Source organism: Enterovibrio makurazakiensis (assembly GCF_050336585.1).
In the GTDB taxonomy this organism is placed as follows: Bacteria; Pseudomonadota; Gammaproteobacteria; order Enterobacterales; family Vibrionaceae; genus Enterovibrio; species Enterovibrio gelatinilyticus.
Map to the genome: position 1 here is coordinate 142,674 of NZ_JAKJSE010000008.1, position 25,083 is coordinate 167,756.

Annotated in this window: 20 protein-coding genes; 13 read left to right on the forward strand and 7 right to left on the reverse strand. The window is 46.7% G+C overall.

What is annotated here, in order from left to right:
- Window positions 1-3: 3 nt before the first annotated feature.
- A complete protein-coding gene (locus L4D06_RS06925) occupies window positions 4-879 on the reverse strand; it encodes a glycoside hydrolase family 17 protein (RefSeq protein WP_274165606.1) in 876 nt (291 codons plus the stop codon).
- 595 nt (window positions 880-1,474) lie between these two features.
- Window positions 1,475-3,478, reverse strand: coding sequence for a methyl-accepting chemotaxis protein (locus tag L4D06_RS06930; RefSeq protein ID WP_274165605.1), 2,004 nt, complete (start codon window positions 3,476-3,478; stop codon window positions 1,475-1,477).
- A gap of 433 nt (window positions 3,479-3,911) precedes the next feature.
- On the opposite strand from L4D06_RS06930, the gene hinT reads away from it, so the two are divergent.
- The 8 genes from hinT (at window position 3,912) to L4D06_RS06970 (ending at window position 10,902) form a co-directional block, all read left to right on the forward strand.
- Complete coding sequence (hinT, locus tag L4D06_RS06935; RefSeq protein WP_274165604.1) at window positions 3,912-4,262, forward strand: purine nucleoside phosphoramidase; 351 nt, start codon at window positions 3,912-3,914, stop codon at window positions 4,260-4,262.
- Window positions 4,262-5,707 carry a COG3014 family protein gene (locus L4D06_RS06940; RefSeq protein ID WP_429738454.1) on the forward strand — a complete coding sequence of 482 codons (1,446 nt, stop codon included), beginning with the start codon at window positions 4,262-4,264 and terminating at the stop codon, window positions 5,705-5,707. The genes hinT and L4D06_RS06940 overlap by 1 nt, the downstream gene beginning before the upstream one ends.
- Window positions 5,707-6,093 (forward strand): YcfL family putative periplasmic lipoprotein, encoded by a 387-nt coding sequence (locus L4D06_RS06945; RefSeq protein ID WP_274165632.1) that lies wholly within the window; start codon window positions 5,707-5,709, stop codon window positions 6,091-6,093. Before L4D06_RS06940 ends, L4D06_RS06945 begins: the two co-directional genes overlap by 1 nt.
- Window positions 6,094-6,151: 58 nt before the next feature.
- Window positions 6,152-6,742: a penicillin-binding protein activator LpoB gene (gene lpoB / locus L4D06_RS06950; protein WP_274165602.1), complete on the forward strand. Its 591-nt coding sequence runs from the start codon at window positions 6,152-6,154 to the stop codon at window positions 6,740-6,742.
- Window positions 6,743-6,747: 5 nt separating this feature from the next.
- On the forward strand, window positions 6,748-7,587 hold the full coding sequence (locus L4D06_RS06955) for a phosphotransferase (RefSeq protein WP_274165601.1): 840 nt from the start codon (window positions 6,748-6,750) through the stop codon (window positions 7,585-7,587).
- Window positions 7,588-7,611: 24 nt separating this feature from the next.
- On the forward strand, window positions 7,612-8,463 hold the full coding sequence (locus tag L4D06_RS06960) for a DUF6279 family lipoprotein (protein ID WP_429738457.1): 852 nt from the start codon (window positions 7,612-7,614) through the stop codon (window positions 8,461-8,463).
- Window positions 8,464-8,666: 203 nt separating this feature from the next.
- Entirely contained in the window at window positions 8,667-9,209 is a 543-nt protein-coding gene (gene ycfP, locus L4D06_RS06965) for an alpha/beta hydrolase YcfP (protein ID WP_274165599.1), read from the forward strand.
- Window positions 9,210-9,609: 400 nt separating this feature from the next.
- Complete coding sequence (locus tag L4D06_RS06970) at window positions 9,610-10,902, forward strand: NAD(P)/FAD-dependent oxidoreductase (RefSeq protein WP_274165598.1); 1,293 nt, start codon at window positions 9,610-9,612, stop codon at window positions 10,900-10,902.
- 116 nt (window positions 10,903-11,018) lie between these two features.
- Here the strand turns inward: L4D06_RS06970 and L4D06_RS06975 are convergent, their stop codons facing one another.
- The 4 genes from L4D06_RS06975 to L4D06_RS06990 form a co-directional block, all read right to left on the reverse strand.
- The gene (locus L4D06_RS06975) at window positions 11,019-11,561 is read right to left on the reverse strand and encodes a GNAT family N-acetyltransferase (protein ID WP_274165597.1); all 543 of its coding nucleotides are present in this window, start codon (window positions 11,559-11,561) and stop codon (window positions 11,019-11,021) included.
- A 150-nt stretch (window positions 11,562-11,711) separates the two neighbouring features.
- Window positions 11,712-12,524, reverse strand: a complete 813-nt coding sequence (locus L4D06_RS06980) for a peptidoglycan binding protein CsiV (protein WP_274165596.1) — start codon at window positions 12,522-12,524, stop codon at window positions 11,712-11,714.
- Window positions 12,525-12,561: 37 nt separating this feature from the next.
- Window positions 12,562-16,026, reverse strand: a complete 3,465-nt coding sequence (gene mfd, locus L4D06_RS06985; protein WP_274165595.1) for a transcription-repair coupling factor — start codon at window positions 16,024-16,026, stop codon at window positions 12,562-12,564.
- 10 nt (window positions 16,027-16,036) lie between these two features.
- Entirely contained in the window at window positions 16,037-16,603 is a 567-nt protein-coding gene (locus L4D06_RS06990) for a PilZ domain-containing protein (RefSeq protein WP_274165594.1), read from the reverse strand.
- A 479-nt stretch (window positions 16,604-17,082) separates the two neighbouring features.
- Between L4D06_RS06990 and lolC the strand changes: the two genes are divergently transcribed.
- The 3 genes from lolC to lolE are packed head-to-tail and all read left to right on the forward strand — an operon-like array spanning window position 17,083 to window position 20,214.
- Window positions 17,083-18,279 carry a lipoprotein-releasing ABC transporter permease subunit LolC gene (gene lolC, locus L4D06_RS06995; RefSeq protein WP_274165593.1) on the forward strand — a complete coding sequence of 399 codons (1,197 nt, stop codon included), beginning with the start codon at window positions 17,083-17,085 and terminating at the stop codon, window positions 18,277-18,279.
- Window positions 18,272-18,973, forward strand: a complete 702-nt coding sequence (gene lolD / locus L4D06_RS07000; protein WP_274165592.1) for a lipoprotein-releasing ABC transporter ATP-binding protein LolD — start codon at window positions 18,272-18,274, stop codon at window positions 18,971-18,973. Before lolC ends, lolD begins: the two co-directional genes overlap by 8 nt.
- Complete coding sequence (lolE, locus tag L4D06_RS07005) at window positions 18,970-20,214, forward strand: lipoprotein-releasing ABC transporter permease subunit LolE (protein ID WP_429738459.1); 1,245 nt, start codon at window positions 18,970-18,972, stop codon at window positions 20,212-20,214. The genes lolD and lolE overlap by 4 nt, the downstream gene beginning before the upstream one ends.
- A gap of 143 nt (window positions 20,215-20,357) precedes the next feature.
- On the opposite strand, the gene L4D06_RS07010 is transcribed toward lolE, so the two are convergent.
- The gene (locus L4D06_RS07010) at window positions 20,358-20,939 is read right to left on the reverse strand and encodes a DUF2062 domain-containing protein (protein ID WP_274165590.1); all 582 of its coding nucleotides are present in this window, start codon (window positions 20,937-20,939) and stop codon (window positions 20,358-20,360) included.
- Between the two features lie 32 nt (window positions 20,940-20,971).
- Here L4D06_RS07010 and L4D06_RS07015 point away from each other — a divergent pair, with 32 nt between their 5' ends.
- Both L4D06_RS07015 and msbA read left to right on the forward strand, forming a co-directional pair.
- Complete coding sequence (locus L4D06_RS07015; protein ID WP_429738461.1) at window positions 20,972-23,293, forward strand: DNA internalization-related competence protein ComEC/Rec2; 2,322 nt, start codon at window positions 20,972-20,974, stop codon at window positions 23,291-23,293.
- A 35-nt stretch (window positions 23,294-23,328) separates the two neighbouring features.
- A complete protein-coding gene (gene msbA / locus L4D06_RS07020) occupies window positions 23,329-25,083 on the forward strand; it encodes a lipid A ABC transporter ATP-binding protein/permease MsbA (protein ID WP_274165588.1) in 1,755 nt (584 codons plus the stop codon).

A 25,083-nucleotide genomic window follows, 5' to 3' on the forward strand; every position in this document is an offset into this window, starting at 1 on the left:
AAATTAAGCGTTGTACTTAAAGTTACCGTCTTTATCCCAAAGTCCCCAATAGGCACCAACAGCGCCTTCATCTTCCACTTTCCATGCTTCGTCGAATGACGAGAAATAGAATATTTCGATGTTTTCTTCCTCTGCCCATGCATAGGTGTCGATAAAGTATTTCAATGCGTTGATTTCAGAAGGCACAGCGCCACGTTCGGCGACGCCCTGATTTGGCCAACCTGTTTCTGATATGATCACGCGTTTACCGTTTCCGACTTTCATCGCGCGGTGATACATCTCTTTCATGTATGGGACGGCGAATTCTTGTGGGCAGCCTTCCCAGAATGGGTAGCAGTTGGTGAGTACAACCTGACAGGCATCCGTGACGCGCTGGTGATTTTCAAATAAGAAATACGCATCCACATAGCCGACTTCAACATTAGGTAACGCCGCTTTAGCGCGTTCAATGTAGTCGATCAAATCGTCTTCAGATAAATCGCCACGCAATAGCACTTCATTGCCAATCGCTAATACATCAACATGGCCTGCTTTAGCCACTTCAATAGCGTTGTTGAATTCGATTTCGTTTTTTTCTTTGTCATAATCAATCCAAACGCCAACCATGGTTTTTAAGCCATATTCTTTGGCGATTCTTGGAATGTTCTCGTGACCTTCTGTGCAGGAAAATGAACGCACCCAATTGACGTGAGGTACGATGATTTGCAATCTTTCGTGAATTTGCGCTTCGCTAATTTCAGAACCCGGTCCCTGTCCGTCGACATAAGGACTGAAAGAAATACCGTGAATTTTGTTATCCACGATTTGGCGCGTTTTCATTTTCAACTCAGTTAACCCGTCACCGTTTTGTTGGTGCAGGTAGGCCATTTTGCTCGACACTGTCTAACTCCCTTTGGATAGCGACTATCCTAACGTCAATGTCACTTAACTAATCAGTGACTTATGATTTTGTGGTTGCGATTTTCGTCTCGGTAGTTATCCAACTCTTGGTATTCAAACTGGAAAAGAAAGCGCTTTCTTTTTGATTTTTGCCACAAGAGGCGCATAACACAACCAAGAATATTACGAAGGTAAACATGGATCACATTTGTCGTTTATTACGCTATTCCGATAGCGCATAGGCGCATTTGCTCATATTGGCACCTAACTTTGGCGTTAAAACAAACAGTTGGATCTATTTGCCATCGATTCAAACCTAGGTTAAACGGCGTGCATAATGCGTCGATGAATTGACGGTGATGGTGCATGGCTAATTGGGTGAATTGGCAGTCTATCTAGACATTGCATGCTAATCGTGATTTGCATGAAGTGAGGGTAGGTGAGTGAGTTCGATGACGAATAAATGGCGTGGATATTGAGTGTGGGGATGGGCGGTTATAGAGGCCGTAGTAAAGAGACTTGTCGCTTTGTGGAAGTGTTGGCGGAACAAAAGAAAGCGGGCACTTTTTGTGCCCGCTATAACCTGAATAAAAGGTTAAACCGTGAACCTATGAACCAATTCGTTTTGGCTCACTGCTTGTTTATCAAGCCTCTCACTGGCTCCGGCAACATTTTGCATGGCGCTGTAGCTGTTGTCTGCAATGAAGCTGATGTGTTCGACGTTACGTGCAATATCTGCTGATGTGGTGCGTTGCTCTGTCGCAGCCTGAGCAATTTGGCTGCTCATGTCGCTGATCATCATGATGATGGCTTCAATTTCTTCCATCGCTGAGTTGGCGTCAGATGCCTGGGTGACGCTATTGCCCATCTCGGTGACACACTCTTGCATCACGGACACAGCATCTTTAGATTGCGTTTGTAGTTTGCTGATCATCTCCTCAATTTCAGAGGTGGAGTCTGATGTTCGTTTCGCCAGTACGCGTACTTCATCAGCAACCACGGCAAAGCCTCGACCTTGGTCACCCGCACGTGCGGCTTCTATCGCGGCATTCAGGGCAAGCAAGTTAGTTTGGTCAGCAATGTTACTGATCACGTCCAGAATCGTTTCGATATTGGCGGTCATCTCTTGAAGGGAAGAAACAACAGAAACTGACTCATCGAGTCGACTTGAAAGCTGGTGGGTAGTGCTGATGCTGCGCGTCATGATTTCGCGGCCTTTGGCTGCGGCGTCACTCACCTCCATGACCTTATCCATGGTCTGCTGCGCACTGCTAGCGACATCTTGAACAGAATGCTCCATCTGGGTCATTGCAGCGGCAACCGCCGTGGTTTGTTGGCGCTGTTCATTCAGCTGCTCTTTGGCTGTTTGAGTGGTGGACTGGTTTTCTGCAGCAACTTGCGCCTGATCTTCAGCCGCATCACGAAGTTGTTTCAATATGCCTTGAAGGTTAGATGCCAAGGTATTGATGTGGTCGGCAAGTTGCCCAAACTCATTGTGTTCCTTGACCTCGATGCGTTGTGTCATGTCACCATCGGTAATGGCTTCTAATACCGTTAGGGTACTGCTCAGAGGTTTACGAACACTACGAGCGATGTGCCAACCAATGAAGAAGGTAATGGCAAGAATTAAAGCGCCAATGAAAATGGTCTGTCTTACGCCGTTTTGGAATGATGTGTTCGCTTGCTCAATGGATGCCATCATGACGCCATCCGCTTGCTGGCGAAATTGATCCAATATTGCCATCGCATTATCAACTTCCACTGCGAGGTTGGAGATATTGTCGTATAGCTCTCCCGTCGCCACCAAATAGGCATAATGCTGGTCTAGCACGCCACCTTCTCTGGACACATCAACGGTGAAGGAGTCGAGATCTTTCTGGAACTTCTCTTTCAGTTCAGGTAACTGAGAAGTCAGTGAGCGAAATGAGTAATTCAATTGTTTAACACTGCGCCTGTTGCCTGCAATGGCTTTGTTGACGTCATTAAGATCATTACTGGCGAGCGCATCAGAGGTGTGTGTTTCGGTTTCTTGCAGCTTTCTAAAGTAGGTTTTAGAGATGATTTTAAGCGTTGTGGAACCGTTATTGGCAACAAAGTCTTGCATGCCAAGGGCAAGCGCAGTGTTCATACGTTGGAATTGGCGAGCGGCTTTTACACCATTTGCTTTGGCGGTTTGTTGGCGCTGGAAGTTCCCCATCGCCATTGCTGCTTCTTCGAAGTATCGCTTTTCAATTTCACGCAAGGTTTCCAACTGCCCTGCAAGTTCTGGCTGGCTAGAGGTGGCTTCGTAGAGGCTGCCAAGGTTAACGTCGAACTTTTGTCTGGCTGCTTCAAATTGATCAAGAACTTGCTGGCTGGCGGTGACAGTGCCGCTGGTGAGATAATCTTTGAAGATTTTATCTGCTGCGAGCAAGCTGACACTCGCTTCGTTAGACATGGATACTAAAGGTAGGGCTTCAGTGGTCACAACTTCCAGTTGTTCATGAATGTTTTGAGAGCTGTTCAAGTTTAGTGTGTTTGTCGCTACTAAACTGACTGCTAGTACTGCAAACCCTGCGTACATTCGACGTATAACAGAACTCTGTCGCTTCTTAGCCATTTGTTTCCTCCCACTAGCCACAGGCCAATGTCTCCCAGATAGACGACCTAAAATAGAGGCCGAAAAATCGTTGCTACGGAGGGGCACTTGCTGCAAAACAAACCACCTACCGTTAATAAAAGTTAATTACTGACTTCTAACACATCGCTATTCTTATCATCTGCAAGTATTTCAAAAACTTTACGTTTAAAATTGGTCGGTATTTCGAGTCTTTGAAGTGAGACGCAAAATTGCTGAGAGAATGGTTAATAAATAACTCATGACTGATAAGTGCAGCTAGAGGCTGGGGGAAAAACCATCAGGTTTTGTAACGAAACGTAAAAATAGAGCGTTCCCCTTCACTCATGTCGATAAAAACACTGTTCATTATTGCTCAATCTCTTGGTCTCTAGCATACTTAGACCTTCATGAAATCATTCATTTGGAGTTGCCCGTGGCTGAAGAAACCATTTTCAGTAAAATCATTCGTAAGGAAATACCCGCGGACATCGTCTATCAGGACGATCTCGTTACGGCCTTCCGAGACATTAATCCTCGTGCGCCAAGCCATATGCTCATCATTCCAAATAAGCTCATCCCAACGGTTAATGATATTGAAGCTGAAGACGAAGCGACCATGGGTCGTATGTTTACGGTTGCACGTAAGTTAGCGGAAGAAGAAGGCATTGCAGAAAACGGTTACCGTTTGATCATGAACTGCAATAACCATGGTGGACAAGAGGTGTATCACATTCATATGCACTTACTTGGTGGACGCCCATTGGGACCGATGACTGTCGGATAATGACTCACTATTTCTCCCAAGCCCTCGCCAATACGCGTAGGGCTTTTACTTTGTGCCATCAAAAAAAACTAGCTGTTGGCCTCATTAGCCTTGGCCTGATGGGCTGTGCCAATTTGTCAGTTCAAGGGCTGTTTAGCCATTATTCAGCGGCATTGAAGCCATCACATCAGTTAGCGTCTCAGGGAGAGTACGAGCAAGCGCTGGCATTGCTACCAGAGTCTGTCGATGGTGATTTGCTTGATGGCATGGAGCGCGGGCGTTTGGCGTTGCTTGCGGGCGACGATGTGATCAGTAAGGAAGGGTTTGACCAAGCGGATATCGCGGCGACAGAGCAACAAAGACAAGCCGTGATTCAAGTTTCTGAGGGCTTTAATCAGGCCGGTGCCTTGCTCTCTAACGATAACATGTTGACGTATACGCCTCCGGATTACGAACTGGGTTTTTTGCACCTTTACTTAATGTTAGGGTATTTGCAGGAAGGCGATCTGACCGCTGCATTGGTAGAGTCTCGACGTGCGAACAGAGTGCAAGAAGAAGCCCGTAAACTCCGTGAAACTGAACTGAAAAACGCGACGAATTCAGCCAAGAACAATGGTATCGCTGACAACGTAGGTGCCGTGCTCGCAAGGTATCCTGATGCGGGTGACAAGCTAGAAGCAGTGCAGAACGGGTATCTGTTTTATCTATCAGCCTTGTTGTATGAAGCTGAAGGTAATCTTAATGGCGCGTTCATTGATTACAGCCGAGCTTTGGCGGTTGCACCAGACAACCAATACATTGCTGACGCGACAATGAGGGTGGCGTTCAAGCAAGGGCGTAATAGTGAGTTGGACTTGCTTGAAAAGCGCTACGGCGACTATCAACGTCCACTACGAAGCCAATCTCAACTGGTTGTGATTAATGAGCAAGGTGTGGTGAATGCGCGTCAAGATTGGCGTCTGCCCATCTGGTTGACTGATAGCGATGGGTATTTGGAAACCTATAGTTTGGCACTTCCGTATTACACTTCTTTTAGTGCTACGCCACAGCAGTCTTTTGGTATCGATGGTGTTACCGTCACACCGTCTGCGTTGGTGAATGTGAATGCTATGGCTCAAAATGCGCTGAGTGAAGCCATGCCAGCAATGAGTGTTCGTCAGATTTTGCGCCTTGTGGCAAAAAACGAAATGCGTAAGTCTTTGTCTAAAAATGACGAGAGTGGCGTTGGAAATTTTGTGGCAAGTATTTTAAACGTATTAACTGAACAACCGGATACACGCAGTTGGCAGACCCTGCCGGAAAGCGCGGGAGTGTTCAGCGGTATGTATTCTGGGGGCCAACACGTAGTAACCGTGGATGGGCAATCCATAGATGTGGCTTTGGAATCGGGTAAAACGACACTGGTATGGCTGTCTCGGCAGGGTGGTAATGTCGTGCACTGGCAGGGAATTTTAGGAGATATATGATGCGATCTGCATTTATTTTGCTATCGGCAACGTTGTTTTTGGCGGGATGTGCGAGTAATACGTCTGGCATTAGCATTGATAGCAGTAATCAGAATGTTGTTTTGGGTAATGAAGTGCTGGGCAAGTCTTTGGAGTTTGGCAACGCCAAAACCAGCGAAGTTAACGATCGCTTGTTAGCGCAGGTCATGGTCACGAATAAAAGCAGTGATGCGCAGAACCTTCAGTACCGATTCAATTGGTATGACGAGCAGGGGCTTGAAGTCGACAGCGGTCGTTCTCCGTGGCGTCAGTTTACGCTCTACGGTCAAGACTCTGTGACGCTTCAAGGCGTTGCATTGAACCCAGCGGCTAAGAACTTTCGTGTGTCACTGCGCAACGTGCAGTAATACTTAGTTCAGGGACATTAATCGCTAACGAATATAGACAACTTGATGGGTGAGAAGAATGAATAAAAGCGTGATTGCGCTGATGGGTGTAGCGCTCATCATGGGTGGGTGTTCACAAAAAGTGAGCTATGGCGACGCTCAAGAAGTAGAAACGACCACGATCGAGTTTGGGTCGACGGATCTTCAAAAAATCGCTGTTGAAATGACCGACAGCATGCTGACGTCAGGATCAGTCGCGGCGATTACTCGTGATAGCAGACCGATTGTTTTTGTTGAGTCAATCAAGAACAAAACGGCGGAACACATTGATACAGAATCAATCACTGATTCTATTAGCACGCGTATGCTTAATTCAGGTAAATTCCGCTTTGTTGATATGACGCGAGTGGAAGCCGTTCGTGATCAATTGGATTTCCAAAACAACGACGCGCTGGTTAACCCAGGCACTGCTATTCAGTTTGGTAAAATGGTGGGGGCGCAGTACATGTTGTACGGCAACCTATCCAGTATTGATAAGCGTAGTGGTAGTGATGCTGACGTCTACTACAAAATGACGATGCGTTTAATGGATATTGAAACGGGCCTGATTGAATGGGCTGATGAGACTGAAATTCGTAAGAAAGAGTCTAAATCTCTGATTGGTTGGTAATACGATTGCAACCCATAGAGCTTGATAAGGCCGCAGTTGTCGAACGACTGCGGCCTCATTTTATTATTGAAAACGCGCAATGGCTTGAAGGTGGTTTGAGCAACCGCTGTATGAAGCTTTCAGGCTCTGACGGTCGTGAATTTGTGTGGCGACCAAATGGGCAGCCTACCAAAATATTTGGCTTGAGCCGTCAAAATGAACATGATGCGTTGTTGATTGCTTCACAGATGGGGCTAACATCAAGACCTGTGGCTCTTTATCCTGAAGGCTTGTTAAATGAGTGGGTAAAAGGCGACGTATTAGTGAGCGCTGAATTGGACATGCTGGCAGAGTTGCAAGCCAAGGTTCATGAGCTACCAGCCCTTACCAATCGGTTTGATCCATTTGAAAAAGGTCAGCACTACTTTCGTTGTCTATCTTCTGATTCGTTAACCCACGACGTCGTGTCCATTCATCAGTATTTCCAGCGTTCGGCGTTCAAGAGTGATTTGACTTTAACAACCAGTCACTATGATTTGGGCGCGTACAATCTGATTAGGCAGCCTAACGGTGAAGTCAAAGTCATTGATTGGGAATATGCCGCGTTGGGTGACCCTGCCCTTGATTTGGTCATGACATCTATCGCAAATGACGTTGATCTTGAAACCTTAGTGAATCGGTACTGTCAAAAACGACGTATAGAAAACGTCGAGTTGTGGCACAAAACTTGTGAACGATGGCTTCCAGTGGCCCACTATTTGGGCTTGCTGTGGTTTTTGCTTGGGTTTGAATTATACGGTTTGCCATTGTATCAAGAACGCGCTTTTCAACTCCTTGCCGATTTGAACAAGCAACGATATCCATAGTTGTTACCGAGAGGGGGCACATCGATGAAGCATAGTGATTATTCAATGAAAAACATGATGATTGCTGCGTTCATGGCATTCTCTCTCACTGCATGCACTAATCAATTTGCCTACAACACACTCCCTTTCTGGATCGATTACTACTTGTCCGACTATGTTGATATGACGTCGTCTCAACAGCAGCAGTTGGACAAAGATCTGGAGGTGTTTCATTCATGGCATCGACAAGTGGAACTTCCCAAAATACAGGCTTTGCTCAAGCAAGTTAAGCAAGATACGGCTTCACCTTTATCTTATTCAAAGATAGGGGAGTACCACCAACAGGTGAACGAAACGATTTTGGCGTCACTTGTTGGTTTGACGCCGCCCTTAGCGAATTTGATTCGGTCGCTGAGTGATGAGCAGGTTGAACACTGGCTGCAAACGCTCAAAGACAACATTGATGAAGGCGTTCAAAAGGCGAATGAAGGCACGACTGACGATCAGGTCATGCGACGTCAGACACGGTTGGTCGAGCGGATGGAAGTTTGGGTAGACGCTGTTAGCGATAAGCAGCAATTACAATTGACCGAAATGGCGTCTTACCAGATTGAGATGCGACCTGTGTTTTACGATATTCGTGATCGCTTATTGGAAGAGCTGACAGCAATTCTTCTTCACCGTAATGAGCCCGATATCGAACAGCGCATCAATGATTATTTCTCCCGACTTGTCCATTTTCAAAGTGATGAATACCAAAGTGACATGGCTATTTATCTTGCGAGACGATATGAGCTGCTTCAGCGATTGGATAGGCATTTGAGTGACAAGCAACGCCAAGTATTACGTGATAAGTTGGCGTCTTATGTTGATGACATCAATGACGTACTTCAATAGTGAGTGTGGTTGTCGGAAAACTGCGTAGATACCACCACGGTTGGTGACAAGGTAACCAATTGACGTTGAATTTATTGACCCCTTCGAGGCTTTGTTCTTTAACCTTAAGTAATGTGTGTGAATGCATGGTAGATTGTGTTATCACCATGACACAGACTTAGAAGATAGCGGCGTTAGCCATACAAGTGTGAGAGGGAGTTTCAGTGATTATTTATCTTCATGGCTTTGATTCTACAAGCCCTGGCAACCACGAAAAGGTCATGCAGCTTCAGTTTATAGACCCTGATGTTCGCTTCCTTAGCTACAGTACGCGTCACCCGAAACATGACATGCAACACCTACTGAAAGAAGTCAGCAAGCAAATTGAAATGTCTGATGATAAGCACCCTTTGATTTGCGGTGTCGGGCTTGGTGGGTATTGGTCAGAGCGTATTGGTTTTCTAAGCGGCCTAAAGCAAGTTGTGTTTAACCCTAACTTGTTTCCGCAGGAAAATATGGAAGGTCGAATCGATAGGCCTGAAGAGTATGCTGATATTGGCACTAAATGTGTTGAAGATTTCCGTTCTAAAAATGCAGGCCGCTGTTTAGTTATTTTGTCCAAGAATGATGATGTGCTTGATAACTCGCGTTCAGAAGATGCATTGAGTGCTTACTATGATGTGGTTTGGGATGATGCCCAGAGCCATAAATTCAAGAGCATTTCTCATCACCTTCAAGCTATGAAGGCGTTTAAAGAGCAAGCCTAATACTCCTGTCGTTTAATCGTAAAGACACCTGCCTTTGCTTCAGGTGTCTTTGTCGTATTTACTCTGTTTTGTGTTCTCGAAATATTGTCGTTTCCAATCGATGCATTGCGCATTTTTGCGGCATTTGGTTGGGACTTTAAGATATAAAAATTGATTGAGATCAAGTGAGCTGTATAATGGAAGCGACAAATTGGTTGTGACGTTAAGCGCAAAAAAACAAATACAAAAGCGTAGATGCACTAAAAACAAAAGATAAATCTGCGACTTCACATTACCGCTAGCGATCAATTTTTACCTCATCACCTACACACGTTTGAACACACATTTTTTTTCATCACGCATTTTCGAGTGTGGGGTGAGGCACATTTTTTCGTTTTAAATTCATGGTGAGGAAGTAATCGTGACCAAAATTATTGTAGTAGGTGGCGGTGCGGGTGGCTTGGAATTGGCTACTAAATTAGGCCGCACACTTGGACGTAAAGGACGCGCCAAGGTCACTCTTGTTGATCGCAAAGCGAGTCATCTTTGGAAACCTTTGTTGCATGAAGTGGCAACAGGCTCATTGGATGAGGGTGTTGATGCCATCAGCTACCGTGCTCATGCTCGTAATCATTATTTTGATTTTCAATTGGGTAGCTTAGCCAATATCGATCGTGAGAATAAAACCATTCAGTTGGCGGCATTGCACGACGAGGAAGATGGCGAACTGCTGATGCCAGAGCGAGAGCTGAGCTACGACGTACTGGTGATGGCAATTGGTTCTACATCGAATGATTTCAATACTGAAGGCGTTCGTGATAACTGCATTTTCTTAGATAGCCCAGAGCAAGCGCGTCGTTTCCGTAACGACATGAACAATGAGTTCCTCAAGCTCCATGCTAAATCGGGTAACGGTACTGTTGATATTGCGATTGTTGGTGCGGGTGCGACGGGTGTTGAACTGTCTGCAGAGCTTCACAATGCGATCAAAGAGCTTCACAACTATGGCTTCCGTGACCTAGACAGCTCAAAGCTCAACGTGACCTTAGTAGAAGCGGGTGAGCGAATTCTTCCTGCTTTGCCTCCTCGTATTTCTGGTGCGGCGCAGCAAGAGCTGATTAAACTGGGCGTGAATGTACGCACAGCAACCATGGTTGTAAAAGCCGAAGAAGACGGTTTGGTGACCAAAGATGGCGATAAGATTTCTGCACAAATCATGGTTTGGGCGGCGGGTATCAAAGCCCCTGATTTCTTGAAAGATATTGCAGGCTTGGAAACTAACCGTATCAATCAGCTGGTGGTTAAGCCAACACTGCAAACAACGCGTGATGATGATATCTTCGTGCTGGGCGATTGTGCAGCGTGTGAGCAAGCAGATGGTTCGATGGTACCGCCTCGCGCTCAGTCAGCGCACCAGATGGCCAGCCGTTGTTTCTCAAACATCGTTGCGAAACTGACTGATCGTGAGTTAAAAGCCTACGTCTATAAAGACCATGGTTCTTTGGTTTCCCTTAGCCGTTTCTCTACCGTAGGTAGCCTAATGGGTAACCTGACTCGTGGCTCAATGATGGTAGAAGGCCGTTTGGCGCGTGTGGTGTACATTTCTTTGTATCGAATGCACCAAATCGCACTTCACGGTGTGATTAAGACGGGTTTGATGATGCTGGTGAGCCGAATCAACCGCGTGTTGCGTCCATCGTTAAAACTTCATTGATACATTGATAGATTTGGTGGGTCACTGAACGCGCCATTTAATGTATGAAAAAAGCTGCCATTGGCAGCTTTTTTTGATCTTGATGAGTGCGTTTTGGGTGTCACGCCAGCCTGAGATTAAAGCCCAAAATCAGATGGGACTAAACTGTACACCAAGCCTTCTCTGGGCTCGCCATCATACATGTATCGATTTCTTGCTTTGCATTCAAAGCTTGCGCCTAACTTTTCAGCAATACGAATACTGGCAAGATTGGCTGGATCCATAACGAGTTCAAGGCGCGTGAGCAGTAGGTGAGTAAACGCGAGTGTTGCCGCTACTTCAGTCGTTTCAATGGCAAGCCCTCGACCTTGATGGTGAGAGGCAATCCAATACCCGAGGTTTGCGAGGTTAGCGACCTTGTCGATGCTCGAGATGTATACACAGCCAACAAGTGTCCCTGTTTCTAAATCAAAAGCACCAAGCTCATAGCTTGTGCCAGTCAGCCAACCCTGTCGACTGCGATTAATCCATGCTTCTGAATCTAAATCATCAAAACCCTCGTGGCACCAGTCTAGCCATGGAGAAATGGTGTCAGAGGAGTCTCTGATAGCGTCGCGTAGCGCAATAGCATCTATGCGATTCAGTGCGCGAAGCAGAAGGCGATCTGTTTGAAATTCCAAGTTTGCTTGCATGGGTTATGTGTGTCGTTCTTCGTTATGTATTAATTAAGTATATGTCGACCCGAGTAACATGAGATCGAGTGCATTCAGGTTACTTACGTATAAGCCTGAAAAAGCAACGCCCTCTTAAGAGGGCGTTTATAAAGCAGTTTACTGGACACGAGTGACTTGAATAATCAGACCCATCAGAGGGTGATCCAAATAGTGGATCTCGCCACTTCGCATTCTGCGCTTTTGCTCGAAGGCATATGGCTTAAGATATTTCTCGACGGCATATGTACGTTCAAGTTTTTGAAGTCCGGTAAACGTGTCCGCTTCTTCTGGCAAAGCAACCTTAGTGCCATCGTCCAAGACCGTTTCGATGTCGGTCGCGGTTTGGTTATTTAGCGGGGTGGGCACTTCGCTCACGTCTTGTAGCACTTTTCGCTCACCAGGCTCACGAAGCACAAGGTCGGTTTCAATGAACAAGTAGTGCTGGACATAGACACGAATAAACCCATCTAACTCATACATTGAACCGCTTTGTTTTTCATTACTGTCATAAGCGGAGTCAGCATTGAGAGAGGTCTCTTTTGGTGTGCCATCGGTGTAGTAAGTATCACCAAAATTTTTACCCGCCGTAAATCGCAGTTTTGGCATGGCATGCTTACTACCATCATTTTGACGCCAAGCAGTGTGTAACAAAGGCTTGAAGCCGGCATGATTCGCTAATCTGTTGTATTCAGCGTTGAGCTGCCAATCGCGTTTTGGAAGAACCTGAAGTCCTTTGGCTGATAATGTGGCGGAGTCAAAAACAGATATCGCATTCGACAAATTAATGTTTGGTTGTGTATCAGGCCAGTTTTCCTGAACGCTTTCAGGGTTCTGGTTACGTTTAAATACAATCACTTCAACGTCAAACCAACGTTCTGCAAGTGAAGGCCAGCTAATGGTGCACAGCAGCAGGAAAATTAGCTTTTTCAAAGCATTACTCCGTTAATAGCATCTTGTCGCCAATGACTCAGGCGACCAATAGGTTGTCAGCAAATTGGGTCAGTAGTGTCTCTATGAACTCAACCCTTTCTCTGCGATCAGTCAGTGACTCCACAATTCTTAGTTTGGTTGGTCCATCGAAACGATATCGAGTTGGGTGCGATTGTAACAGACCCACCAAGAAGCCGGGATCAATTTGGGCGTTTTGGTTAAACTCGATCACACCGCCTCTATCATGAGCGTCGATCTTACGTACACCTAGTTTCGCTGCATCTAGTTTAATCTGTTGCACTTTGAGCAAATTCGATGCTGCATCAGGCAACAAACCAAATCGATCAATCAGCTCAACTCTTAGCTCTTCAATCTCATCTTGTGATTTGGTACCCGCAATACGTTTGTATAGTGATAGGCGAGTATTGATGTCTGGGATATAGCTATCAGGCAGCAGCGCAGGTAAGCGTAATTCAACATCGGTTTGCTGATTGAGCAAGTCTTCCAATGATGGCTCTTTACCTTCTTTTAATGCTTCTACCGCTTGCTCAAGCATTTCCATATACAGCGTGAAACCCACAGAGTGAATTTGACCACTTTGTTCTTCACCTAACAATTCACCCGCGCCACGTATTTCAAGATCGTGTGTGGCAAGCGTGAAACCTGCGCCAAGATCTTCGAGCGACGAGATGGCTTCAAGACGCTTAACCGCATCTTTCGTCATCCGTTTTGGATGTGGGGTGAGTAAGTAAGCATATGCTTGGTGGTGCGATCGCCCGACACGACCACGCAATTGATGCAATTGAGCGAGGCCTAAACGATCGGCTCTGTTCATCAATATGGTATTGGCAGTTGGAACGTCGATGCCCGTTTCGATAATGGTGGTGCACACCAATACATTGAAACGCTGGTGGTAGAAATCAGACATGATACGTTCGAGTTCACGCTCACGCATTTGTCCGTGAGCGACGGTAACGCGAGCTTCAGGTACCAGTTCAGCCAATTCGTCTGCGGCTTTTTCAATGCTGTCGACATCATTGTGAAGGAAGTAGACCTGCCCACCACGCATGATTTCACGCAGCAACGCCTCGCGGATCATCGCGTCCTCTCGCTCTCGAACGAAAGTCTTGATGGCCAAGCGACGTGAAGGTGGCGTGGCGATGATAGACAAATCACGCATGCCACTCATCGCCATATTCAATGTACGAGGAATTGGGGTCGCAGTGAGCGTGAGAATGTCGACATCTGCACGCATGGCTTTGACTTTCTCTTTTTGTCGAACACCAAAGCGGTGTTCTTCATCGACAATCAGTAAACCGAGGTCTTCGAACTTCACATCGCTTTGCAGCAGTTTATGTGTGCCGATAAGTATGTCGATCTTGCCTTCAGCACAGTCGGCAAGAATGGCTTTTTGTTCTTTGGCAGACTTGAATCGAGACAATACTTCTACGCGAACAGGTTGGTTGGCAAATCGATCTCGGAAGTTCTCAAAGTGCTGTTGTGCTAACAGTGTGGTTGGCACAAGCACGGCAACTTGTTTGTTGTTATTGACCGACAAGAAGGTTGCTCGCATGGCGACTTCTGTTTTACCAAAACCTACATCACCACATACCAAGCGATCCATTGCGATAGGCTGGCACATGTCAGAGAGTACAGCATTGATGGCTTGAGATTGGTCTGGGGTCTCTTCAAATGGGAAGCTTGAACAGAAATCTAAGTATGCTTCTCGGTCGTGTTTAAACGCAAAGCCGGGTTTGGTAGCACGTTTGGCATATACATCGAGTAGCTCTGCGGCAACATCTCTGACTTTCTCTGCGGCTTTCTTACGCGCTTTCTCCCACGCTTCGCCACCAAGACGGTGTAGCGGGGCTGTTTCTTCGGCGCCGCCACTGTATCGGCTGATCAAATGCAGTGATGCAACGGGTACATAGAGCTTGGAGCCTTGCTGATATTCCAGTGTGACATATTCAGTTTCAATGCCGCCAGCTTCTAGCGTTTGGAGCCCTAGGTAGCGGCCCACACCATGTTCGAGGTGAACAACAGGCTGTCCAATCTGCAACTCTGCAAGATTTCGGATCATGGTATCGCTGTTAACCGCTGCCTTTTTATCTCCGCGGCGGCGTTGTTGTATAACGCGCTCACCGAGTAAGTTGCTTTCACAAATCAGCGCAAAGGCGGGTTTCTCGCAGACAAATCCTCGTTCTGCTGGGCCGACCACCATGGCAAACGATGTTGGTGCATTTATCGCTTCTTCGAGGTTCGCACTAACGAAAGGGCGAATCTTGATACGAGCGAGAAGATCCAGCATGGCTTCTCGGCGTCCTTCCGTTTCAACGGAAAACACCACTTTGCCTTTGAAGTCTTCAGTGAACTTGCGCAGTGAGCCTAATGGTTCTTTTAGCTGCTGATTTACTGTGAGGTCTGGTAAATCCTTAATGGGCGCATTTTGTCGTCCGGCTTTATCTTCTGTTGAATCAATCTGTAGCTTGATGCGCGGGTATGCTTTAAACGCAGAAAATAGTTCTTCAACGTTCTGCCAAATCTCAATGGGTGGCAGCAGAGGGCGCAGTGGATCGACTCGGCGTTGGTCGAAACGATACTCGGCATCGGTTAAAAACTGATTAGCGGCAGATTCCAGATCACCTTTGGTGAGCAAGAGAGTGTCATTGGGTAAGTAGTCAAACAGCGTTTCGGTGCGCTCAAAGAAAAGTGGCTGCCAGTACTCAATGCCTGCTGGCCATGTCTTTTTGCTTACCTGCTGGTAGATGGATTCCGGCTCACGCCTTGCTTCAAATCGCTCGCGCCAGCGAACGCGAAACTGCTCAACAGCTTCGTCATCTGTTGGGAACTCGTGTGCGGGCAACAAGTTGATATGATCGAGTTCTTGAGTAGAACGTTGGTTCTCTGGGTCAAACTCTCTAATGGTGTCCACTTCGTCATCGAAGAAATCGATGCGGAAAGGATGGTTAGACCCCATTGGAAACAGGTCAAGAATCGAACCACGGCTTGCGTACTCACCATGTTGGATAACCTGATCAACATGACGATAGCCAGATAATTCGAGTTGATGACGTAGCTTTTCAAGTGATAACAAATCACCTTTCTTTACCATCAACGCATGCTGAACCAAGAAGGATTTCGGCATGACGCGTTGCAGCAAGGTAGATACCGGAATGATCAGTATCCCAGCGGTTTGTTTAGATAACTGATAGAGCCGAGCAATACGATCAGAGATGATGTCTTGGTGCGGTGAAAAGTTATCATAGGGCAGTGTCTCCCAATCTGGGAAAACATGGCACGATTGCCCTGTAAACTGCTGTATTTCTGGCTGAAGCTTTAGCGCTGTTTGATTGTCTGGGACGACCAACAACATCAATCTTTGCTGCTTATCCGCAATATTGGCAATGGTTAGAGGCAGTGAAGCGCCAAGGAGATTGGCAATAACACGTGTGTCGCCGGCTTTGGTTGGCGAAGGCAAGGTAAATAAAGCGTTATCTTTCATGATTTGGGGCTTAGTTATCTCTTTCTAATGCGCGTTGTCTAAGAAGCTTCTGCTGCTGATGAAGCGCAGCACGGATCAGCACATCTCTGTCTTCTTCTTGAAGGCGTGTGTATTTAATACCCACGGCAAACTTACCATTTTTTTCTTTGCATCCGTACACGGTACCGTAGCAGTAAATGGCGGAAGGAGGGTTCTCAAGAAAGAGCTTTAGGCGAAGATGCTGTCCTTTCTGAAATGCCTTCTTGGCGATGAACGTGAGGCTGCTGGCTCCGAAAGTTTCAGTCTGAAATCGAAGGTTGGGATCATCTTGTTGAGACAACATAAAGCCGAGCAACAAATTGATCTTTTCATTCTGAGCAGTCAGAAATTTGCTCAAGGCATGACCTTGGTCGTTATGCAGCGTATGGATTTCTTTTTCGACGCTACTATCTAGAACACCACAGTCGCTAGCAATACGAAAAGCAATCGGGATTTCACGGCCAAACTCTACGTCAGACGGGACATGCTCGCCATCACCTAATTCTTCCACATTAATTTTTAGGTGCGCATGTACGGAAAAGTATTCGTCCTGACTCATTGTGTGTCCTAATGCTTTGTAATCTGTTGATTATACCCAAACTGACCCAATATGCATGTTTCTGTGCTTAAGGTGTTTGATTCTTTGCCTGTTGATGGAGAACAGTGCCAATGAACTTGAGTACTCGATAAAACGATGGGCGGTTCATGATCTCGGTTCTAGGTCGTCATGGGCGCAATGGGTTAGCGCAAGTCACAGTATCTGCGAATAAGAAGGCTGTGTTGTAAGAAGAATGGAACGATTTGTTTGAAAAAGCACCTAACCGCGGGTGGTGAGGTTGGGTTTCATGGCAATCCGCTGACCTTAAAGGTATTCTTGCTGTTCACTATACCCACGCTAACTAAAGCGCTCATACGATGAAATACAATCTTTCATCTTACGAGCTGGCGAAGCATTGAAGCGGTTGGGTAAGCACACATAACAACGGACTATTGAATGGTATTTAGAGTAGTCCAAATGACTCGTTGAGAATTCGATTTATGTATCACCCTTTATCGGTGTTTATTGGCTTACGTTATTTACGTGGGCGTTCAGGCGACAAATTTGGCCGGTTCGTTTCGTATATGTCGACCGCGGGCATCACCATTGGTGTGATGGCATTAGTGACGGTACTTTCGGTGATGAATGGTTTCGAAGGTCAGTTGAAACATCGTATCTTGGGGGTTTTACCGCAAGCGGTGATTTCTGGCGATGCAGAGCTCGCTCCCGATGTGAACACGATTGCGAATTGGAATAACGTGACGGGCACGGCGCCGATCGTAAGCACTGATGCTGTCGTGCAAAGCCCTGTTTCGATTGCGGCAGGGCGCTTGCTGGGCGTTGAGCCTAACAGTCCTGAACCCATTCGTGAGTTCATGGTGCGTGGTTCATTCGAAATGTTGAAGCCGGGTGCGTATCATCTGGTTTTGGGTAGAAAAATAGCGCGTGATTTAGATGTGTCCGTGGGCGACAAAGTCCGCGTGATGATCACCAGTGCGAGTCAATTCACTCCTGTGGGCCGCATTCCCTCTCAGCGTAATTTTACCGTTGCAGGTATCTATGACACTGCCACGGATGTTGATGGCCAACTCATGTATGCCAACCTCAATGACGTTGCACGATTAATGCGCCTTCCTCGTTCACAACCAGCAGATCTTAGGCTGTTTCTTGAAGATCCTTTTGATGTGCCGACCATTAAGCAAATTGCTGAAACCATGGGATACGAATGGTCCGATTGGCGAGAACTACGCGGTGAGCTTTTTCAAGCGGTAAAAATGGAAAAAAATATGATGGGGTTAATGTTAAGCCTCATCATTATGGTGGCGGCATTCAACATAATCTCAGCGCTCATTATGGTGGTTATGGAAAAACAGGCTGAAGTTGCCATATTAAAAACACAGGGCATGAGGCACAAAAGCATTGTGGCATTGTTTGTCGTGCAGGGCGCCAGCAGTGGTGTAATTGGCGCGATGCTTGGCGGTTTACTTGGTACTGCTCTGGCAATGAATATCAATGAAATTATGCACCTGTTTAATTTGAGTTTGCTCGGCAATGGCATTGCTTTGCCGGTTGTGGTTAAAACAGAGCAAGTTCTTTCCGTAGTCGTAGGCGCAATTGTGCTGAGTCTGCTTGCTACCTTGTTCCCATCATTTAAGGCGGCGTCTGTTCGTCCTGCTGAGGCTCTTCGCTATGAGTAATACGCTACTTACCTGTTCAAACGTTGTGAAAACCTATCAAGAAGGCGAGTTAAAAACGCACGTGTTGAAAGGCGTATCCTTCTCTATCGATAAAGGGGAGTTGGTGGCGATTGTGGGTGCGTCAGGGTCAGGAAAGAGCACCTTGCTGCACGTACTGGGCGCACTTGATACGTTAACTGAAGGCTCAGTGAACTTTGATGGAAAAGATTTGATCAAAATGCGTGCATCTGATCAGGCAACACTTCGCAATCGCAACATTGGGTTTATCTACCAATTTCATCACCTTCTTGCTGACTTTACGGCAGTGGAAAATGTGGCGATGCCTCTGATGATAGGGGGAGAGAAGCCTGTAGAAGCGAAGCGAAGGGCGCTGGAAATTTTAGATGCAGTGGGAATGTCCCACCGTGCCGAGCACCGTCCTTCCGAGCTTTCAGGCGGAGAGCGTCAACGTGTCGCGATTGCTCGCGCTGTCGTGAATCGTCCTGCACTGGTATTGGCAGATGAACCAACAGGTAACCTGGATCATAAGACTGCGCTAGATATTTATGACCTAATGCGTGAATTGAACCGTGAGTTCAACACGGCTTTTTTGGTGGTGACACACGATCAAGAACTGGCCGGAAAAATGGACCGACAGTTGTCGATGTTAGATGGTCAGTTCGTGGAGCAACACAGTGAGGTTGTCTCAGCATGATCGAACCGTTAGCGCTGTTTATTGGGCGTCGATTTAGTAAGGCCAAAAGCCGCAATAAACTGGTGTCGTTTATTTCCGTTTCCTCAATGATTGGTATTTCTGTTGGTGTCATGGTGATCATTGTTGGTTTGTCAGCAATGAATGGCTTCGAACGAGAGCTGAATAATCGTGTGTTGGCAGTGATCCCTCATGCCCAATTGGAAGGGGTAAATACGCCAGTTAAAGAATGGGAAACCATGCAAAAGACCGCGGTCGCGAACCCCCGCGTTGTTGCGGGTGCACCCTATGTCACCTTAACCGCCTTACTTGAAAAAGGCGCGAACTTAAAGCCCGTTCAACTTCGTGGTATTGATGCGTTACAAGAGGTTAATGTAAGCAATATCAAAGACTACGTGGTGGGGGATGGTTGGTCTTCTCTTGTAGGAGGCAATCATGCTGTTGTACTGGGTAAAGGCATTGCGGATGGATTGGGCGTAGAAGTTGGGGATTGGATAACGGCACTGGTGCCTTCTCCTGACCCAGACCTTAAATTGCGAGCGCCAAAGCGCATACGGCTTCAAGTATCTGGCATTTTGAGCTTGGCGGGTCAGGTGGATCATGGCTTAGCGCTTATCCCTATTCAGGATGCACAAGCATACTTGGGCATTGGGGACATGGTTTCTGGTGTCGCGTTGAAGTTAACGGACCCTCTCGATGCGAGAAGTATCGTGCGAGAAGTCGGCCGAACACTGACGGCTTATGTGTACCTTAAGAACTGGACTCAGGAGTATGGCTTCCTTTATCGCGATATTCAGATGGTTCGTGTGATCATGTATTTGGTCATGGTGCTTGTTATTGGCGTTGCTTGCTTCAATATCGTTTCAACGCTCATGATGGCGGTGAAAGACCGAGCTGCTGACGTGGCAGTGCTCCGCACCATGGGGGCAAAAGATGGACTGATTCGCTCGATTTTCATATGGCACGGTTTGCTTTCTGGTTTGTTGGGCAGTGTGATGGGATCGATAGCTGGCTGTTTAATTGCGTTAAATCTCACAACTATTGTGGGTGGTATTGAGCGATTAACAGGGCAGGACTTTCTCTCTGGCGACATCTATTTCGTCGACTTTTTACCGACGGAATTGCACTACAGCGATGTGTTTATGGTTTCTGCTACTGCTGTTGTATTGAGCTTGTTGGCAACTTGGTATCCTGCGCAGCGTGCCTGTAAATTGCAACCCGCGACGGTATTGAGTGCACGATAGGTAACGCCTAAGAGTTGGGAGGACATCCCGTTGATAAGTTGTAGAATTACAGCCTTGTACCGCTTCAACACATAACATCTCGCATCCTATTCAATACGAAAAAAATACCCCGCAAAAGCGGGGTATTTTTGTATGTGTGTTTTTTAGTTGTCTTGGTTTTTCTGGTCTTGGCTATTTTGAGAGGGTTTCTTTTTCTTTAGCACTTTGATTTTAGGCAAACGCAATCGGCGTTTCTGCCAGCTTCTCACCACTGAATAGCGCCAAAGGCCGCGAACACTAAAGTATCCCACTGCGGCAAAGAAAAAAGCACATACCAAACTTCCCAGCAAAAACGGTGGGCCAATTTGATGCATTTGACCGAACAGAAAATCCCATGTCAGCTCAAAATGAAAATGGGTATTGGGAGTGCCCAACAACCAAGTGCCGACCTTGTAAGCGCCATAAAAAATGACGGGCATGGTGACTGGATTCGTGATCCACACCAAGGCAACAGACAGAGGAAGGTTCACCCCAAACATGATGGCAAGGCCAGCAGCCATGATCATTTGGCTAGGAAGGGGAATGAACGCCATAAACAAGCCAACAGCGAACGCGCCAGACGCAGAGCGACGATTCAAACACCAAAGGTTTGGGTCGTAAAGCAGATTGCCAAACACCGCGAGCGCTTTTTGTTTGCGGATCACGTCGTGTCTGGGGAGAAATTTTTTAATTATTTTTCTTGGCATAGATTTTCATTTAACACGGAATTGATACCTTCATGAAATTGTTACTGGGTATCGTGGTGGCTATCGTCACGCTCAAATGGTGGCCAGACATTCCAGAAATCAGCACATCGCTGATGGGCTCATTTATCACGCTTGTCATTTTGCTTGCCCTAAGAAAGCACGTATCCGTGTTTTTCATCGGTCTCACCCTTGGCTGTCTAGTGGCATCCAGCTCTGCGGCTCTGTTTACATTCAAAACCATTTCCGCTCAGACAGTGGCTCAGAATATTACCATAGCAGGAAAAGTTGGCAGCCTTTTTACAGCTGAAAAACGGCAAACAAGTGTAATCTTTGATGTCGACACAGTGAATGGACGCAAATTGACCACTTTTGAGACATTTAGAGTACGTCTCTATTGGCGAAGTGATCAGCCAGTTAAGCAAGGACAACGCTGGGAAATGACCGCAAGGTTAAGAGAGCCCTATGGTCGTTTGAATGAAGCGGGCTTTGATGCCGAAACCTATTTTTTGTCACGTCATATTCATGCTAAAGGCTCTGTGTTAACCGCGGAAATACTTGACGACAGTGTTTCTTATCGCCAGCAATTGTTCGAGAAAGTGACTAACGAAATTCGAGATTATCCGTCTTTTCGGTATTTAGTCGCGCTGGGGTTTGGCGAACGATTTTTGTTGCAACAGTCTGATTGGATGAAGCTTAGAGATACTGGGTTAGCCCATTTACTCGCGATTTCAGGTCTACATATCGGATTGGCATTTTTCTTTGGTTACAGTGTCACCAAGCTGTTGTTACCTTTATTGTTTAGACATGATCAAGGGCTTTGGGTCGCTGCCATGGTGGGGCTGTTTTTTGCGTTAGGTTATGCATGGATGGCTGGTTTTTCATTGACAGCCCAACGTGCACTTATCGCCCTCATCACGTTCTCTCTTATTCGGCAAACAGGCTTCAGTGTCAGTCCATTTAACACATTCTTGATGGTACTGTCCGTAGTGTTGGTCGTTGACCCACTGTCCATCTTTTCCGCGAGCTTTTGGTTGTCTTTTGGTGCCGTTTTTGTGCTGTGCCTCATGTCATTGGTGGGGCAAAAGAGACGGTGTGATGACATAGAAAACAGCGTAAATAGCAACGAAGGCATCGAGAAAAGCGGGTCGCTTATCCCTTCCCTAAAACGCTATTTCAAGTTGTTATTTCTGATGCAGTGCTTTCTCACGGTTGGCATGTTGCCCTTCATGTGGGCATGGTTTGGCGGCATCAGTATGACGTCAATTCTCTATAACTTGTTCGCGGTTCCTCTTGTTAGTTTGATTACCGTCCCCCTAGTTCTTTTGGCCTTACTCATCTCTCCTCTTGTCGCGGACAACTGGGTATGGATGGCAGTAGACTGGTCATTACGTCCTTTGTTATTTGCATTAGAGACGGCCTCGTTTGGATGGTTTTCTATCGAGCGTGTACCTTGGCTTTGGTTGTTGATGTTTATCATCACGGTTTTCCTTTGGCTGACGCTGAAAATGAGGCGGTTTCCACTATTGTTTGGCGCATTCGTCACTGTGTTAGTGATGTGGGAAGACGGGGCTGATGACGCAGACAGTTGGAAGCTCGACGTGCTTGATGTGGGGCATGGATTAGCCGTACTGATAGAAAAAGAAGGGGAAGCTGTACTCTATGACACGGGGGGAGCATGGTCATCGGGAAGCATCGTAGAAAGTGTTGTTTCGCCGATCTTGCAATCAAGAGGTAGTCGGCTGGACGGGCTTATCCTTAGCCACCGAGATAACGATCATGCTGGCGGGATGGAATGGGCGATCGACAATCTTGAACCTCAATGGGTGAGAATCAGCGAGAATCATCCCGATATGCTTCCTTGTCAGCGGGGTGAGCGTTGGGAATGGAATGGCTTACAATTTAGCGCCCTGTATCCACTCGCTCTCGTTGACGAAGCGAGAAACCCAGATTCTTGTGTGGTGCTGGTAACAGATGGCATTCATAGCGTTATGTTGACTGGAGATATGCCAATAGCGGGGGAGTCTTATCTCGTGGCACACGAAGAGGAGTTGGACACCGATGTTTTGATTGTGCCGCACCATGGCAGTAAAACATCCTCGTCGGTTGAGTTCATCGAACGCGTGCAGCCGCAGGCCGCTATTGCCTCAACCGGACGTTATACTCCCTGGAATTTGCCGCATCCGGATGTGGTTGCGCGTTATGAGCATCGAAACATTGATTGGTATGAAACTGGTATGCATGGTCAGGTGAGTGTGCAATTTTCACCATCTAGTTGGCGAATTCTTAGTCGACGTCTTGATCTGGAAGCATTTTGGTACCGGAAGATGTTTGGACGCCCCAAAAGAAAAGAGTAGAATGCCCGCTACTTGCAGAAATATAAGCAAATAAAATGTCAAATTACCAAGATAAAACCACCCGAGAAACGTTCAAAGCGCTTTGGCCGTACATTGCCAATTACAAACTAGGACTTGTGGTTGCCATCATTGCGTTAATTGTTAACGCAGCAAGTGACACGCTCATGCTTTCAATGATTAAGCCTCTACTAGACGAAGGCTTTACCTATGACAGCGTGGATAGCGATTTCCTTAAAATGATGCCGTTTTACCTTGTGGGTCTCATGCTCATTCGCGGCATATCGAGTTTTGTGTCTGCCTATGGTCTGTCATGGGTGTCAGGCAATGTTGTGATGGTGATGCGCCGTCGCATGTTCAATCATTTTATGAAGATGCCTGTGAGCTTCTTTGATAAAGAATCTTCCGGTGCCTTGCTGTCTCGTATTACTTACGACTCTGAACAAGTGGCTAATGCCACCAGTGGTGCATTGGTTAGCCTTGTCCGTGAAGGGGCATCGATTATTGGCCTGATGACGTTGATGTTTTATTACAGCTGGGAATTATCAGCCATCTTGTTGGTTATTGCGCCCGTTGTCGCTTGGGCGATTGGCTTTGTTTCTAAGCGTTTCCGTAAAATATCCTCCAACATGCAAGAAGCTATGGGTTCAGTGACGTCTTCTTCTGAGCAAATGCTTAAAGGCCACAAAGTCGTACTGAGCTTTGGCGGTCAAGATGTTGAAAAAGAGCGCTTTGAGAAAGTCAGCAATGGTATGCGCCAACAAACCATGAAGTTGGTGTCTGCACAGGCCATCGCTAACCCCGTTATTCAGCTTATAGCGTCATTCGCACTTGTGGCGGTATTGATGTTGGCAAACACGGAAGCGATTCGCTCAGAGCTGACCGCGGGTACGTTCGCTGTGGTGTTCGGCGCAATGTTCGGTTTGATGCGCCCACTGAAAGCACTGACTAACGTCACCTCGCAATTTCAGCGTGGTATGGCAGCGTGTAACAGCCTGTTTGAATTGATGGAAATGGAAACCGAGAAAGACAACGGTAGCCATGAAGTGGCGCGAGTGAAAGGTGACATCAAAGTCAATGACGTGGTGTTTACTTACCCAACCAAAGATACGCCAGCATTAAGCAAGGTCAGTTTTGAATTGGAAGCGGGCAAAACGTTGGCACTCGTTGGGCGTTCTGGCTCAGGTAAAAGTACCATCGCGAATTTGCTGACCCGTTTTTATGACATCGACAGCGGCGGGATCACTATCGATGATGTGCGTATCGAAGATTACACCTTGAGTAATCTGCGTGATCACGTTTCGATTGTTTCGCAGAACGTGCACCTGTTTAACGATACCATCGCCAATAACATCGCGTATGCGGCGGAAGAGAAATTCACTCGTGAAGAGATTGAACGAGCAGCAAAGCTGGCTTACGCCTCTGACTTTATCCAGAACATGGATAACGGGTTCGATACGGTGATTGGTGAAAACGGTGTGAGTTTATCTGGTGGTCAGCGTCAGCGTATCGCCATTGCGCGGGCACTGCTTCGTAACGCGCCAGTTCTGATTTTGGATGAGGCAACCTCAGCACTCGATACCGAATCAGAACGTGCTATTCAATCGGCGTTAGATGAATTGCAAAAAGACCGCACTGTGCTTGTGATTGCCCACCGATTGTCGACCATTGAAAAAGCCGATGAGATCTTGGTTGTTGATGAAGGTGAAATTATTGAGCGCGGCAATCATGCTACCTTGATTGAGAAAGATGGCGCATACGCACAACTTCATCGTATTCAATTTGGAGAATAA